Raw genomic sequence first — 13,299 nt, forward strand, 5'->3', positions numbered from 1 at the left:
GCGGCCTGTCACCTGGGCGGTGGCGGCCGACGGGCGGGCAGTATGTCGACGGTCCGGCGAAGAGCTACTCCCCTTCTGCTGCGGCCAAGGGTACGCGGTGCAGCCGCCCGCGGGCCACCAGCTCCAGCACCACCGCCACGGCCGCCGTCTGGACAGCGAGCAGCGCCACCAGGACGAACATCTGCACGGCGCCCGCCTGAACGGGTGACGCGCCGCCGAGCAGCATGCCGACGAAGGCCCCGGGAAGCGTGACGAGTCCCACGGTGCGGGTCTGGTCCAGGCCCGGCAGCAGCGCGTCGGACGCGGCCGGACGGGCGACCTCCATCCGGGCCTCCCGGTCGAGCAGGCCCAGCGCCAGCCCCGCCTCCACCTCCCCGTGCCGCGTCTCCAGCTCGTCCAGGGCCCGCCGTCCGCCGAGGACGGTGGCGGTGAGGGCGCCGCCGATGAGGATGCCCGCGACGGGGATGAGGGTGATGCCGCGCGGCGGGACCAGGCCGGTGAGCACCAGGGCGCCGACGACCGGCACGACCCCGGCGGCGAGGGGTGCCGCGGCCCACCACCAGGTGCGGTTCGGGGTGAGGCGGCGGCCCGCGGTCCGTACGGCGACCGTGAACATCAGCACGAGGAAGCAGAGCAGCCAGGGCACGGCCCGGACGACCCAGCCGATGAGGTACGAGACGGCGGCGAGCTGGAGGGCGGCGCGCAGGCCGGCGAGGGCGACGGCCCGCGCGTGGCCGAGTCGGGCGAGCGCGGCGGCGGCCACGGCGGCGGCCAGCAGGACGGCGAGAGCGAACCCGAGGGTGGCGTTGACCGGCAGCAGCACGGGCTCACTGTAGGGCGGCGGCGGAAGTGCGCACCGGGTACGCCACGGCGGAGGCCGGCGCTCCGGAAGGGGCGCACGCGCCGGCGTGAGCCACATCCCGGCCCGCCGGGGGCGGGTGACGTCATGTCAACCCCTTGAACTGACGTGGGCATGTCGTCACTCTGTTACCTGGAGCCCGTCCGGTGGTCACCCCACGGCGCCACCATGAGTTCCGTCCCGCACCTCGACTTCCCCCCACTGACAGGGAGTTAGCATGCCCAAGGTCTACGCGCGTCGCGTAGCGGTCGCCACCGGCTCCGCCGCCGCCCTCGCCTGCACGCTGGTGCTCGGCACCCAGAGCGCCCAGGCCGCACCGCCCACCCCGCCGGACGCCGCCACGGCCCGTACGTACCTCGCCCAGATCAAGGAAGCGCCCCAGGGCTCGCAGGACGGCTACAGCCGCGACAAGTTCCCGCACTGGTCCGACCAGGGCAAGAACTGCAACACCCGCGAGGTCGTGCTCAAGCGGGACGGCGAGAACGTGCAGACCGACGGCAAGTGCGCCTCGACCAGCGGCACCTGGAAGTCGGCCTACGACGACGGTGTGTGGAACAAGGCGTCCGACGTGGACATCGACCACGTCGTCCCGCTCTCGGAGGCGTGGAAGTCCGGCGCCTCGAAGTGGACCACCGAGCGCCGCAAGGAACTGGCCAACGACCTCACCCACGCGCAACTGATCGCCGTCACCGACAACGTGAACCAGGAGAAGGGCGACAAGGACCCGGCCAAGTGGCTGCCGCCGAAGACCTCGTACCACTGCACGTACGCCCGGATGTGGGTGTCGGTGAAACACGTGTACGGGCTGACGGCCGACGCGGCCGAGAAGGCGGCGTTGAAGAAGATCCTGGACCGCTGCTGAACACCGTCTCCGGGCGGCCGCCGCTGAATGGTTACTCCTGCCGTCCCGCCTGACAGGCGCAGGGCCGGGCAGCCCGACGACGCAACCGTACGACCGGATGGCTCCGTCTTTCCCCGCGAGGAGGGCGGAGCCGTCCCGTCACCCGCGACCGGCTCCTATCCTCTGAGCACACACGTACGGGCACCGGCCCGTACGAGGGGAGGATCGCCGATGGCCGGGCTGCGCCTGGGGCCGCTGCTGCGGTACGTGGACGAGATCAGCGCGACGGTGTGGGTCGAGACCGACCGGCCCTGCGAGGTGCACGTCCGCTGCGAGAACGGCGCCGGCGGCGCCGAACGCACGTGGCAGGTGGCCGGGCACCACTACGCGCTGGTGCCCGTCACCGGCCTGACACCGGGCAGCGAGACCCCGTACCGGGTCCTGCTGGACGGCGAGCAGGTCTGGCCGCAGCCCGGCAGCCGCTTCCCGGAGAGCACGATCCACACACCGGCGGCCCCGGGCGACGCCCCGGCGGACCAGCACCTGCGGGTCGCGTTCGGCTCCTGCCGCTGGGCCGCGCCGCCCGCCGACGCGCACGACCCGGTGGGCCCGGACGCCCTGGACACCCTCGCCGCCGCACTCGCCGCCGACCCCGCGCGCCGGCGCCCGGACGTCCTGCTCCTGCTGGGCGACCAGGTGTACGCCGACCAGACCTCGGACGCGACCGCCCGGCTGCTCGCCACCCGCCGCGACACCTCCGAGCCGCCCTGGCAGCAGGTCGCGGACTACGAGGAGTACACCCACCTCTACACCGAATCCTGGCTCGACCCGGAGGTGCGCTGGCTGCTGTCCACCGTCCCCAGTTGCATGATCTTCGACGACCACGACGTCATGGACGACTGGAACACCTCGGCCGCCTGGCAGGCCCGGATGCGCGCGACCTCCTGGTGGCGCGAGCGGGTACTGGGCGGCCTGATGTCCTACTGGGTGTATCAGCACCTGGGCAACCTCTCCCCCGCCGAGCTGGAGAAGGACGAGCTGTACGCCCGGGTCCGCGCCCTGCCGGACGGCACCGGCCTGGTGCGGGAGTTCGCCGCGGCGGCCGACGCCGACCCGGGCTGCGCGCGCTGGAGCTACCGCCGTGACTTCGGCCGCGTACGGCTGGTCATGGTCGACACCCGCGCCACCCGCGTCCTGGACGAGGGGCGGCGGGCGATGCTCGACCCGGCCGAGGCGGAGTGGCTGCGCGAACAGGTGCTGGCCGACCACGGCGCGTACGACCACCTGCTCATCGGCAGTTCCCTGCCCTGGCTCCTGCCGAACCTGGTCCACGACGCGGAGGGCTGGAACGCCGCCCTGTGCGCCGGGGCGCGCGGCGCGCGCTGGGCGCGCCGGAGCGAGTCGCTGCGGCAGCGGGCCGACCTGGAGCACTGGGCGGCCTTCCCGGAGTCCTTCGCCGCGCTCACCGACCTGCTCGCCGAGGCCGGGTCGGGCGACGCGGCACCGGCGACGGTGTGCGTGCTGTCCGGCGACGTGCACCACGCGTACGTGGCCGAGCCGCACTGGCGCGACGGCTCCGCGCCCGCCGCGCGCGTCCTTCAGCTCACCTGCTCACCCGTGCACAACAGCATTCCCGCCAGCATGCGGGCCGGCTTCCGCTTCGGGTGGAGCCGGCTCGGCCGCCGGCTGGGCCACGCCCTGGCCCGGCACGCCCGGCTGGAGCGGCCGTCGATCGGCTGGCGCCGCACGGGCGGCCCGTGGTTCGGCAACCAGTTGATGACCCTGGCACTGAACGGGCGCACGGCGCGGCTGCGGCTGGACCAGGCCCAGCGCGAGCAGGGCGGTGGCGCACGGCTGGTCTGCGCGTGGGACGAGCAGGTGGCGGGCCGCCGGGAGCCGGAAACGGGGACGGAAACTGAAACGGGGACGGGGACGGGATAGAGGCGGAGGCGGGGGGGAGGGTCAGGTGTCCCCGCTCGCCCCTCACCCTTTCGCCGGGCTCTTCACCCGTTCTTTTGCCTGACCTGTCGCCGCGCTTTTCGTCCGACCGGGCTTCTGCTGCCACCGGCGCGTTCCGCCCGGCGGACGGGCGCATTGCGGGGCATCCCGGGGTGAATTCGGTGGCCGATGCAAACAATCTCGCCGCCGCACGCCGCCGCGCGAGCGCCACTTCGCGCCATGACCGTTTTCGGCCAACGGCCGGATATGGCCAGATGTTGAACTTGCAAGTACCTATTAGGTCTCCCTAACCTTTCTCCTTGTCGGTTCCCGTCCCCGAAACCGCAGGAGTTCCTTCATGTCCGCTCAATCCCCGGTGACCGAGCTCACCGAACGAATCAAGCCGCACACCCTCTCGCTCTTCCGCATCGTCACCGGCCTGCTCTTCGCCTGCCATGGCGCGTCCTCGCTGTTCGGCATCCTCGGCGGCGCGATGGGCAAGGGGCTCACCGTGCCCGCGGGCAGCTGGCCCGGCTGGTACGCGGCCGTCATCCAGTTCGTCGGGGGCGTCCTGGTGATGCTGGGCCTCGGCACCCGCGCCGCGGCCCTGATCAGCTCCGGCTCCATGGCGTACGCGTACTTCTCGGTGCACGCCGGCGAGTCCCTGTGGCCGCTGCAGAACGGTGGCGAGCTGTCCGTGCTGTTCTGCTGGGCGTTCCTGCTGCTGGTCTTCACCGGCCCCGGCTCCTGGTCGCTGGACCGCCTGTTCTTCCGCTCCCGGCAGCCGGCCGACGCCACGGCCGGTGCCCAGCGCGAGCCGAGCGCGGCCTGACCGCACACCGGCGGCCCGTACGGCCGTCACCCGGCGACGAGCGGCGGCCCCCGGTACGTACCGGGGGCCGCCGCTCTTTCCGAGCCGCGTCAGAACGTGGTGACGGGCAGCACCGGTGCCGCCGTCAGAAGAGCTTCGACAGGAGGCCGGTGACGGCCTTCGCGGCTTCCTTCGACTGGTTGAACGGCACGGAGTAGCACGCGACCACCCGGCCGGCCGTCCCCGCCACCCCGGCCTTGGTCGCGGTACGCCGCTCGTGGATCACCACGGACCGCGCCTCACCGGACCGGAAACGCCAGGCGTTCCGGGACACGGCGCTCCCCTCGCCCTGCCCGTCGGTCGTGAAATCCAGCCAGACCTCGTTCTTCGGGTTGGCGTACGCCGGGTCGACGGAGGGGGTACGCGGGTCCTTGCGGTGCTGGTAGTGCGGCCCCGAACTCTCCGGGCGGACCCCGCACGTCCCCGTGTGGACGTGCGCCCCGTAGGTGCGGTTCGCCACCAGACCGGCCACCCGCAGGCCGACCCGGGTACGCGCGCTGTCGGCGCGCTCGCTGACCGTGACGCGGGAGTTCACGGGCACCAGCTTGGGGTCGTACGTCAGCGCGCTGCTCAGCATCGCGCCGTTCGGGCGGGTGAACTGCGCCGCGATGGTGACGGAGTAGTCCTGATTGACGGTGTTCTTCGTGACCTTGTCGCCGTCCGCCGCGACGGCCGCCGGGGCGAGCAGGAGCGTGCCCGCCGTGACGAGGGCCGCCGCGGAGGCGCCCGCCGCCCTGACGGCCGTCCGCGGCCGCGTTCGCGTCGGTGCCGGTGCCGGCGTCATGCCACTTCCGGCCCGTCCGCCGTTCACGGACCGTTTGCCGCCGGCAGCCGGTCCCGCCGCGCCCTCCGACGCCTCCGACGACTCCGGCGCCGCTGACGACTCCCTCAACGTCTGCATCCCTGTCTCCATTCGTGTGCCGTTCCGCTCCGGAGCACCCTGTTTGCGCGCTTCACAAGGCGCTTATATCGGCACATAACATGCCCAAAGCCGCGCTCTTTTGCGCCACGGCCGGAGCAGACGGGTGACAGTGCCGCCCGGGGCGGTCCCGCGGGGGTGTGAAGCCGACAACACCGTGCGCCCTGGAACGTCACGGCGGACCGGCCAGGCGTACGCTGTATGGCGGTACAGCCGCCCCAGCCGCCGATGCGACGTCGCGGCAGGGGATCGGATCAGGAGTAGGACGTTGTTGGAAAGCCTGGGGTCGTTGAGCGACACCCCTTGGGTCTACGCGATCGTCGGTCTCTCCGTACTCCTCGACGTCTTCGTGCCGATCCTGCCCAGCGGTGTCCTGGTGATCACCGCGGCCACCACGGCCGCGGGCACCCGCACCGCGGCCGGCGCGGTGGGCGTCTCCACCTCCGTACGCGGTGACGCCGACATCGCCGAGATGCTGGCCCTGGTGCTGTGCGCCGCGACCGCCTCGGTGCTCGGCGACATGGTCGCCTACCGGCTCGCCTGGCGCGGCGGCGACCGGTTCGACCGCGCCATCGCCCGCTCCCGGCGGCTGACCGCGGCACAGGAACGGCTCGGTGCGGCGCTGACGCGGGGCGGCGGCGGCATCGTCGTCCTGGCCCGTTTCGCGCCCGCCGGACGGTCGGTGGTCAGCCTCGGCGCGGGGGTCGCGCACCGTACGGTCCGGGAGTTCCTGCCGTGGTCCGCGCTGGCCGGGCTGGCCTGGGCCGCGTACGGGGTGAGCCTGGGCTATGTGGGCGGCCAGTGGCTGGGGGTGTCGTGGATCAGCACCGCCATGTCGGTGTTCGCGCTGTTCGCGGCCGGGTCCGCGGCGGTCTTCCTGATGCGCAGGCCGGAACGCCGGGCTGCGGCGTTCCCGGCGGCCGGCTCGGACTGACCGCCTGCCGGAGCCCGGCAGGCGGGAGATCCGGGGGGGGAGGATCGGGAGCGGTCCGGGCGGAGGGCCGGGAGGTGTCCGGGCGGAGGGCCGGGGCCTCAAGGCCGGAGGAGAAGCCCGGGCGGATTGTCAGACCCCGGTGCGACCATGTGGGCATGAACACCTGGCAGTGCCGCCCCGAGACTCCCGAGGACGTCCCGGCCGTCCGCCGGATCAACCTCGCCGCCTTCGAGACCGCGGGCGAGGCCGACCTCGTCGACGCGCTGCGGCAGGACCCGGCGGCCTGGCTGCCGGGCCTCTCGTACGTGGCCGGGCCCGCCGCCGAACCGGCCGGCACCGCGGCGGCGCCCGCCCCCGTCGTCGCGCACGCGCTGCTCACCCGCTGTCACATAGCCGGCGAGCCGGCCGTCGCGCTCGCGCCCTGCGCGGTGCTGCCCGAGTACCACGAGCAGGGCGCGGGCAGCGCGGTCGTCCGGGCCCTGCTGGACGCGGCCCGGTCGGCCGGCGAGCGGACGGCAGTCGTGCTGGGCCACCCGCCGTACTACCCCAGGTTCGGCTTCGAGCCCGCTTCCCGCTTCGGCATCCTGCCGCCGCAGGAGTGGCCGGACGAAGCGTTCCTGGCCCTGTCCCTGGACGGCAGCACACCTCCGCGCGGCACGGTGCGCTACGCGGAGGCGTTCGGCATCGACTGAGGAGAGGGGCAGGGGGAGGAGCGCTCGCGCTACTCCGCTTCCCCGCTCCGCTCCGTCCCCTCCGGCACGACCGCGATCGGGCACACCGCGTGCAGCAGTACGGCGTGGGCGACCGAGCCGAGCCGACGGCCGACCGGCAGCCGCCTGCGGTGCCGGGCGACCACGACCAGATCGCTGGCCTTGGACGCCTCGACGAGCTGCCCGGCCGCGTCCGCGTTCCGCAGCTCGGCCGTCACCGCCACCTCGGGGTAGCGCTCCCGGTACGGCGCGAGCGTCTGCGTCACCTGCTCGACCAGCGCGTTCTCGTACTCCTGCTGGGTTCCTTCGTAGGCCGCGATGTATTCGAAGGACGGCGGTGTCAGCATCGGCCAGGCATAGCCGGAGACCACCTTGAGGCGGGCTCCGCGACGGCTCGCCTCGGCGAAGGCGAAGCCGATCGCGCCCGGTTCGTCCGAGGAGGCGTCGACGCCCAGGGTGACCTGCGGCGGGTCGGGGCGGACCGCCTCACCGTCCGCACCGGGCCCGGCGCCGGCCCGGTCCGGGCGCGGCACGACCACCACCGGCCCTTCCGAGTGCGCCGCGCACGCCATGCCGTTCGAACCGAGCAGCAGGCTGGCGAAGCCGCCGCGCCCGCGCGAGCCGAGCACCAGCAGCTGCGCCTCGGCGCCGAGGGCGGGCAGCAGCGTGTCGGTGAGCCCGCTGAGGCTGCGGAATTCGATGCCCGGCAGCCCGGCCGTGTCGGCCTGCCCGTCCAGCGTCTTGCGCAGTTCGTCCAGGACCGGGTCGCCGATGCCGGATTCGGCCGCCGCGCGGCCCTCCGAGGTGACGTACGGCCAGACGTGTACGACCTGGAGCGGCGCGGACCGCAGCCGGGCCGCCTCGATCGCCCAGCGCAGCGCCCGTTCGCTGTCGGGAGATCCGTCCACCGCGACAATGACCGGCAGGGTGTCCATGTACGCCTCCATACGACCGACAGCGTGTGCTATGCCCAACTATTTACATACTCCTACCCCGGGCCGTCCCGAAGACAGGGGACGAAGGTCCCTCCCCGGCACGGAGTAGAGTCGAACGTCACTTCTCAGCCCCTTACCTGGGACGCAATGAACACACTTCAGGCCCCGCAGTCCGTCGAGTGGACCGAGGCCGGCGCGGCCCGCACCGCACGCTGGCGTTCCGAGAGCGGCACGCCGGCGCCCCGCCGGGTGGTCGTCGCCGACGACCGTACGAAGGCCGACGACGCCTACAAGCTCGCCTGCGAGGGCACGGCGCTGCTGTGGCGCGGCGACTTCCACAACGCCCGCCAGCTCTTGACGGCGCTGGCCCGCCGCATCGACCGCCGCCCGCGCAAACGGCCGCCGGCCGACCCCGCCCAGGCCTTCCACCTGCACCGGGCCGCGCAGAGTCAGCGCGCCCGCATTCTGGGCATGCTGCTGGTGTCCCTGGACCCCGGGTACGAGCTCCTACTGCGCCGTGCGCCCGACGTACGGGAGGCGTGCCTCCAGGCGTACGGCCCGGACAGCACGGACGCCCCGGACGGTCCGGACGGCACCGCACACCGCTCCGCGACGCACCCCGCCCCGCCCCTGATCGTCTCGCTGCGCGAACTGCTCGGTGTGATCGGCGCGTACGAATGGCGCAGAAACGGCGTCCGCATACCGGCGCTCGGCGGCGACCGTGTCCACCCGTACTACGGCGTCTTCTCCCCCGTGCGCGGCGAGTACGTCGACCTGGTGGCCCAGGCACCGCTCCCCTCCGTCCCCGGGCCGGCGTTCGACATCGGCACCGGCACCGGCGTCCTGGCCGCGGTGCTGGCCCGGCGCGGTGTGTCCCGCGTGGTGGCAACCGACCAGGACCCGAGGGCCCTGGCCTGTGCGCGGGAGAACACCGAACGGCTCGGCGTGGCCGACCGCGTGGAGATCCTCGAAGCCGACCTGTTCCCGGCCGGACGCGCGGCGCTCGTCGTCTGCAACCCGCCGTGGGTACCGGCCAAGCCCACCTCCCCCGTCGAGTACGCGGTCTACGACCCGGGCAGCCGGATGCTCCGCGGCTTCCTGGACGGCCTGGCCGCCCACCTCGAACCAGGCGGCGAGGGCTGGCTGATCCTGTCCGACATCGCCGAACACCTCGGGCTGCGCTCCCGCGCCGAACTGACCGCCGCGTTCGACGCGGCGGGCCTGACGGTCCTCGACCGTCTGGACATCCGGCCCCGGCACCCTCGGGCCCGGGACGCCGACGACCCCCTGCACACGGCCCGCGCCGCCGAGGTGACCTCGCTGTGGCGGCTGGGGGCGGCGGGAGCTGCGGAGTCCGCAGGGGCCGGGCAGGAACCGAGGACATGACCCAGGACATGAGCAAGGGCCTGAGCGAGGATCTGACCGAGCTCACGCACCTGCGACAACTCGTCGACCGTGCCCGGCGGCTCACCGCCTCCGCCACTCCGGCCCGCCGTCGGCTCCTCGGGATCGCGGGGCCGCCCGGCTCGGGCAAGTCCACCCTGGCCGCCCGTCTGGTGGCCGAGCTGGCCGGGTCGGCGGTGCTCGTGCCCATGGACGGTTTCCACCTCGCCGAGGCGGAGTTGCGCCGCCTGGGGCGCACGGACCGCAAGGGAGCGCCGGACACCTTCGACGCCGCCGGTTACGCGGCCCTGCTGGCCCGCCTGCGCTCCCCCGCCCCGGACACCACGGTCTACGCCCCGGCCTTCGACCGCCGTGTCGAGGAGCCCGTGGCGGGCAGCGTCCCGGTGGCGCCCGACGTGCCGCTCGTCGTGACCGAGGGCAACTACCTACTGCTCGACGACCCGCCGTGGACGGACGCCAGGGCGTGCCTCGACGAGGTCTGGTACGTGGACCTGGACGACGCGGAACGGGTGCGGCGCCTGGTCGACCGGCACGAGCGGTTCGGCAAAGCACGCGCGCACGCCGAGCGGTTCGTGCGGACCTCGGACGAAGTCAACGCCCGCCTGGTGACGGCCGGGCGGGAGCGCGCCGATCTGGTCGTCAGGTTCGCCCCGGACGCGGCACCGGAACCGTACGGCGGGGCGTGAGGACGCCGGGCCGGCCGGCGCGGCCGGGTTCGGTGGCCCGGTCACCGCGGCCGGGTTCGGTGGCCCGGTCACCGCGGCCGGGTTCGGTGGCCCGGTCACCGCGGCCGTCGCCGTACGGCTGGGCGTGCGGGCCGAGTGCTTCCGTGGCCGGTCAGCGCACCTTCTCGTAGACCTCTATGCGGCGGCCGACGGTGTCCGTGCGGTCGGTCCGCTCGAAGTGCCGGCCGAGGACGCGGAGTTTCTCGGTCTCGCGTACGGGTGCGGGCGGCGCGGCCCGGCGGGTGTCGGTGACGACCACGATGCGGGACGCGGCCAGCATGGCGGTACGTATCTGCTCGGCGCTGCCCTCGACGCCCTTGATGGTGCCGGAGGCCGCCGGGCTCTCGGCCAGCGCCAGATCGTCGAGACCGGTGAAGGCCGACGGCGTCACCAGTGCCGTGTCGCGCCGGGCGGCCGGTATGAACAGCACGCCGTCGCCCGTCCGCGCGACCGCCGCGACCCGGTCGGCCGCCCGCAGCACGTCGTCCGCCCGGCTCTCCGGCGCGCGCAGGCCGGTCTCCACGGGCAGCAGCGCCACGAAAGCCGTCGCCGTCACACCCGCGAGCAGCACCCCCGTACGGGCCGGGAGCGCCTGGACGGCAGCGGCGACGCCGACGCCGAGCAGAAGGGCGAAACCGAGGTTCGTGTAGAGGACGTAGCGGTCCAGGTAGACGGGCTCCACAAGGACGGAGGCCAGCAGCAGACCGCCTTGCGGCACGGCGAGCAGCGGCAGCCCGACGGAGGCCGGTGACACGGCCGCGCGGCCACGGCCCGGGTACGGGACGCGGGCGCACACCAGCGCCACGAGCAGCAACACACCGACGCCCAGGACGGTGGACACGGCGACGGGCTTTATCCACGACACCTGGTCCGACTGGGCCCGGCTGGCCAGGATGAGCGGCAGTGCGCCGGCCAGCACCACGGCGGCCGACACCGACCACGGGACGAGCAGCGGGCGCGCACCGCGGCGGCGGGCGACGAGCACGGTGACGGCGTGCGCGGGCAGGACGAACAGCGAGAACCAGTTCAGCAGGGCCGTGGTGAGCATGACCAGGACATAGCCGGCCCAGCCCGCCCAGCCCACCCAGCCCGCCCAGCGCGGCCGGCGGCGCCGCCCTACGGCCGCCCCTGCGTTCTGCGACGCGTCCGCCGCACTCACCAGAAGCCGGGTGGCGATCGCCACGCCGGCCGTGACCAGCGCGTACGCCCGGCCTTCCTGGGCGTAGTGCTGGATGTTGGGTATCAGCGCGAGGACCAGCCCGGCGGCGAGACCGGCCCACGGCCCGGCGAGGCGGCGTCCGGCCGCGGCGATGGCGGCAACGGCCGCGGCGACGGCCAGGACGGACGGCATCCGGAGGACCACCGGGCCGGCGCCGAAGAGTTCGAAGACCCCGTGCATCAGCACGTAGTAGAGGCCGTGCACGACGTCCACCTGGCCGAGCAGGTCCCAGATCTCCGCCACCGAGCGCTGCCCGACCTGCCAGGTCACGGCCTCGTCCCGCCACAGGCTGTCCTCTCGCCGGATGCCCCACAGGCCGAGCGCCAGCGCCAGCAGGGCGGGCAGCGCCGGGACGGCGAGCCGCGCGAGGGCGGAGGCGGGAACGGGTGCGGGAGCAGACGCGGAAGCGGGCGCGGGTGCGGTGGTGACGCCACGTCGGGCAGGGAGGGCAGTGGGGGCAGCGGCCGGTGCGGCGGGGGCGGCTTCAGCGGGCATGACGAGGACTCTACACTGCACGTATACATCGCATGTATACACCTTGTGCGTAGGCCGCGACCTGCCGACTTCACAGGTCTGCGCCGTACCGCCCTACCGCCACCGCCCTGACGCACCACCCCCCGTACGAAGAACGGAGCCCTCGGCGCAGTGCCCGACCAGACCGCCGCCCGCGCCATCGCCGCCGTCGCCCCCGCGACCACCCCGGCGCCCGCGCCCGACCCCACGCCCACCCGCCCCCGTACGGCACTCCCGCCCCTGCTCGCCGTCTGGTTCCTCACCCGGCTCTGGCTGGTGCCCGCCGCCCTGAAGATCAGCCCGTTCGTGGGAGGCGGCGGGCTCGATCCGTCCGTGAGCAAGGTCTACACCGGCTGGTACACGGTCCTGAGCGGCGGCAGCTTCCCGCTGCACGACATGAGCTGGCAGTACCCGCCGGGCGCGGCCCTGCCGATCCTGGCGCCCGGACTCGTCCCCGGCCTCGGCTTCGGGCACGCCTTCATCGTGCTGGCCGCGCTGTGCGATGCCGCGATCTTCGTACTGCTGGTGCGGGTGGCGCGGCGGCGCGGGCGTTCGCTCGCGGCGCCCTGGCTGTGGACCGTGGGCCTGGCCGTCCTCAGCACCATGCCGTGGAACCGTTTCGACCTGCACGTGACCGCTCTGGCGATGCTCGCCCTGGTGGCCGCGTCCGCGCGGCGCGCCTGGGCCGACCGGGTCTTCGGGGCCGTGACGGCGCTCGCCGCCGTCGTCAAGGTCTGGCCCGCGCTGCTGCTCGCCGGCACGGCGCGGGGCCGCCGCACCCGTACCGCCTGGACGGCCGCCGCCGTCACCGGCGCGGCCGTGACCGCCGCTCTCGCCCTCGCCATGCCGAACGCGTTCTCCTTCCTCTCCGCCCAGGAGTCGCGCGGCATCCAGATCGAGTCGGTCGGTTCCCTGCCGTTCCATGTGGCCCGGCACCTCGGCTGGAGCGGCACCTGGGCGGCGAAGGACGGATCACACGAGTTCGTCGGCCCGTGGGTGAACGGGGTCAGCGCCGCCATGCAGGTGTCGACCGTGCTGGCCTTCGGCTGGCTGCTGTGGTGGCGGCACCGGTCGGACCGCACCGCCGCCCGGGTCCTGCCGGACGCCGCGCTGACCGCCACGCTCCTGTTCGTGGTCACCAGCCGGGTGATCAGCCCGCAGTACATGGTCTGGCTGCTCGGTCTGGCCGCGGTCTGCCTGCTGCGTGGGGACACCACCCAGCGTCCGGTCGCGCTGCTGATCCTGGCGGCCTGCCTCTTCACCACACTGGACTTCCCGCTCCTGTACCGCGGGCTGCGGGACGACGCGTCCTGGCTGTCCATCGCCAACCTGTACGCGCGCAACCTGCTGCTGCTCGCCGCGGCCCGGCTGTCCGCCCGGCGCCTGTGGCGCGGGACCGTACCCGTACGCCGCCCTCTGCCATGAGACAAG

At 73.8% G+C, this 13,299-nt stretch carries 12 protein-coding genes; 8 read left to right on the plus strand and 4 right to left on the minus strand.

Annotated features, from left to right (window positions below):
- Positions 1–64: 64 nt before the first annotated feature.
- Positions 65–823 (minus strand): ABC transporter permease, encoded by a 759-nt coding sequence (locus tag ACZ4QV_RS04825; protein ID WP_361586663.1) that lies wholly within the window; start codon positions 821–823, stop codon positions 65–67.
- Between the two features lie 253 nt (positions 824–1,076).
- On the opposite strand from ACZ4QV_RS04825, the gene ACZ4QV_RS04830 reads away from it, so the two are divergent.
- The 3 genes from ACZ4QV_RS04830 (at position 1,077) to ACZ4QV_RS04840 (ending at position 4,470) form a co-directional block, all read left to right on the plus strand.
- Entirely contained in the window at positions 1,077–1,721 is a 645-nt protein-coding gene (locus tag ACZ4QV_RS04830; protein WP_361143613.1) for an HNH endonuclease family protein, read from the plus strand.
- Between the two features lie 210 nt (positions 1,722–1,931).
- Positions 1,932–3,641 (plus strand): alkaline phosphatase D family protein, encoded by a 1,710-nt coding sequence (locus ACZ4QV_RS04835; RefSeq protein WP_361619897.1) that lies wholly within the window; start codon positions 1,932–1,934, stop codon positions 3,639–3,641.
- Positions 3,642–3,996: 355 nt separating this feature from the next.
- Positions 3,997–4,470 (plus strand): DoxX family protein, encoded by a 474-nt coding sequence (locus ACZ4QV_RS04840; protein WP_361143620.1) that lies wholly within the window; start codon positions 3,997–3,999, stop codon positions 4,468–4,470.
- Between the two features lie 124 nt (positions 4,471–4,594).
- Here ACZ4QV_RS04840 and ACZ4QV_RS04845 read toward each other — a convergent pair whose 3' ends face one another.
- Positions 4,595–5,293 carry a superoxide dismutase family protein gene (locus tag ACZ4QV_RS04845; protein WP_361619075.1) on the minus strand — a complete coding sequence of 233 codons (699 nt, stop codon included), beginning with the start codon at positions 5,291–5,293 and terminating at the stop codon, positions 4,595–4,597.
- Positions 5,294–5,696: 403 nt separating this feature from the next.
- On the opposite strand from ACZ4QV_RS04845, the gene ACZ4QV_RS04850 reads away from it, so the two are divergent.
- Both ACZ4QV_RS04850 and ACZ4QV_RS04855 read left to right on the plus strand, forming a co-directional pair.
- On the plus strand, positions 5,697–6,362 hold the full coding sequence (locus tag ACZ4QV_RS04850; RefSeq protein ID WP_361143626.1) for a DedA family protein: 666 nt from the start codon (positions 5,697–5,699) through the stop codon (positions 6,360–6,362).
- 155 nt (positions 6,363–6,517) lie between these two features.
- On the plus strand, positions 6,518–7,054 hold the full coding sequence (locus ACZ4QV_RS04855; RefSeq protein WP_361586655.1) for a GNAT family N-acetyltransferase: 537 nt from the start codon (positions 6,518–6,520) through the stop codon (positions 7,052–7,054).
- A gap of 29 nt (positions 7,055–7,083) precedes the next feature.
- On the opposite strand, the gene ACZ4QV_RS04860 is transcribed toward ACZ4QV_RS04855, so the two are convergent.
- Positions 7,084–8,007: a universal stress protein gene (locus ACZ4QV_RS04860; protein WP_361143631.1), complete on the minus strand. Its 924-nt coding sequence runs from the start codon at positions 8,005–8,007 to the stop codon at positions 7,084–7,086.
- A gap of 147 nt (positions 8,008–8,154) precedes the next feature.
- Here ACZ4QV_RS04860 and ACZ4QV_RS04865 point away from each other — a divergent pair, with 147 nt between their 5' ends.
- Together ACZ4QV_RS04865 and ACZ4QV_RS04870 are read left to right on the plus strand one after the other, a co-directional pair.
- A complete protein-coding gene (locus tag ACZ4QV_RS04865) occupies positions 8,155–9,393 on the plus strand; it encodes a methyltransferase (protein ID WP_467762579.1) in 1,239 nt (412 codons plus the stop codon).
- A gap of 8 nt (positions 9,394–9,401) precedes the next feature.
- Positions 9,402–10,097 (plus strand): nucleoside/nucleotide kinase family protein, encoded by a 696-nt coding sequence (locus ACZ4QV_RS04870; RefSeq protein WP_467762693.1) that lies wholly within the window; start codon positions 9,402–9,404, stop codon positions 10,095–10,097.
- 151 nt (positions 10,098–10,248) lie between these two features.
- Here ACZ4QV_RS04870 and ACZ4QV_RS04875 read toward each other — a convergent pair whose 3' ends face one another.
- A complete protein-coding gene (locus ACZ4QV_RS04875; protein WP_467762580.1) occupies positions 10,249–11,850 on the minus strand; it encodes a glycosyltransferase family 39 protein in 1,602 nt (533 codons plus the stop codon).
- A gap of 150 nt (positions 11,851–12,000) precedes the next feature.
- On the opposite strand from ACZ4QV_RS04875, the gene ACZ4QV_RS04880 reads away from it, so the two are divergent.
- The gene (locus tag ACZ4QV_RS04880) at positions 12,001–13,293 is read left to right on the plus strand and encodes a glycosyltransferase family 87 protein (protein WP_361639566.1); all 1,293 of its coding nucleotides are present in this window, start codon (positions 12,001–12,003) and stop codon (positions 13,291–13,293) included.
- The last annotated feature ends 6 nt before the right edge of the window (positions 13,294–13,299 follow it).

The organism is Streptomyces sp. NPDC026394 (genome assembly GCF_055567735.1).

Coding starts and splice junctions, on each gene's coding strand:
- ACZ4QV_RS04865 (WP_467762579.1), top strand. CDS start 8,155: ATGAACACACTTCAGGCCCCGCAGTCCGTCGAGTGGACCGAGGCCGGC.
- ACZ4QV_RS04875 (WP_467762580.1), bottom strand. CDS start 11,850: ATGCCCGCTGAAGCCGCCCCCGCCGCACCGGCCGCTGCCCCCACTGCC.
- ACZ4QV_RS04860 (WP_361143631.1), bottom strand. CDS start 8,007: ATGGACACCCTGCCGGTCATTGTCGCGGTGGACGGATCTCCCGACAGC.
- ACZ4QV_RS04830 (WP_361143613.1), top strand. CDS start 1,077: ATGCCCAAGGTCTACGCGCGTCGCGTAGCGGTCGCCACCGGCTCCGCC.
- ACZ4QV_RS04845 (WP_361619075.1), bottom strand. CDS start 5,293: ATGACGCCGGCACCGGCACCGACGCGAACGCGGCCGCGGACGGCCGTC.
- ACZ4QV_RS04835 (WP_361619897.1), top strand. CDS start 1,932: ATGGCCGGGCTGCGCCTGGGGCCGCTGCTGCGGTACGTGGACGAGATC.
- ACZ4QV_RS04840 (WP_361143620.1), top strand. CDS start 3,997: ATGTCCGCTCAATCCCCGGTGACCGAGCTCACCGAACGAATCAAGCCG.
- ACZ4QV_RS04870 (WP_467762693.1), top strand. CDS start 9,402: ATGAGCAAGGGCCTGAGCGAGGATCTGACCGAGCTCACGCACCTGCGA.
- ACZ4QV_RS04855 (WP_361586655.1), top strand. CDS start 6,518: ATGAACACCTGGCAGTGCCGCCCCGAGACTCCCGAGGACGTCCCGGCC.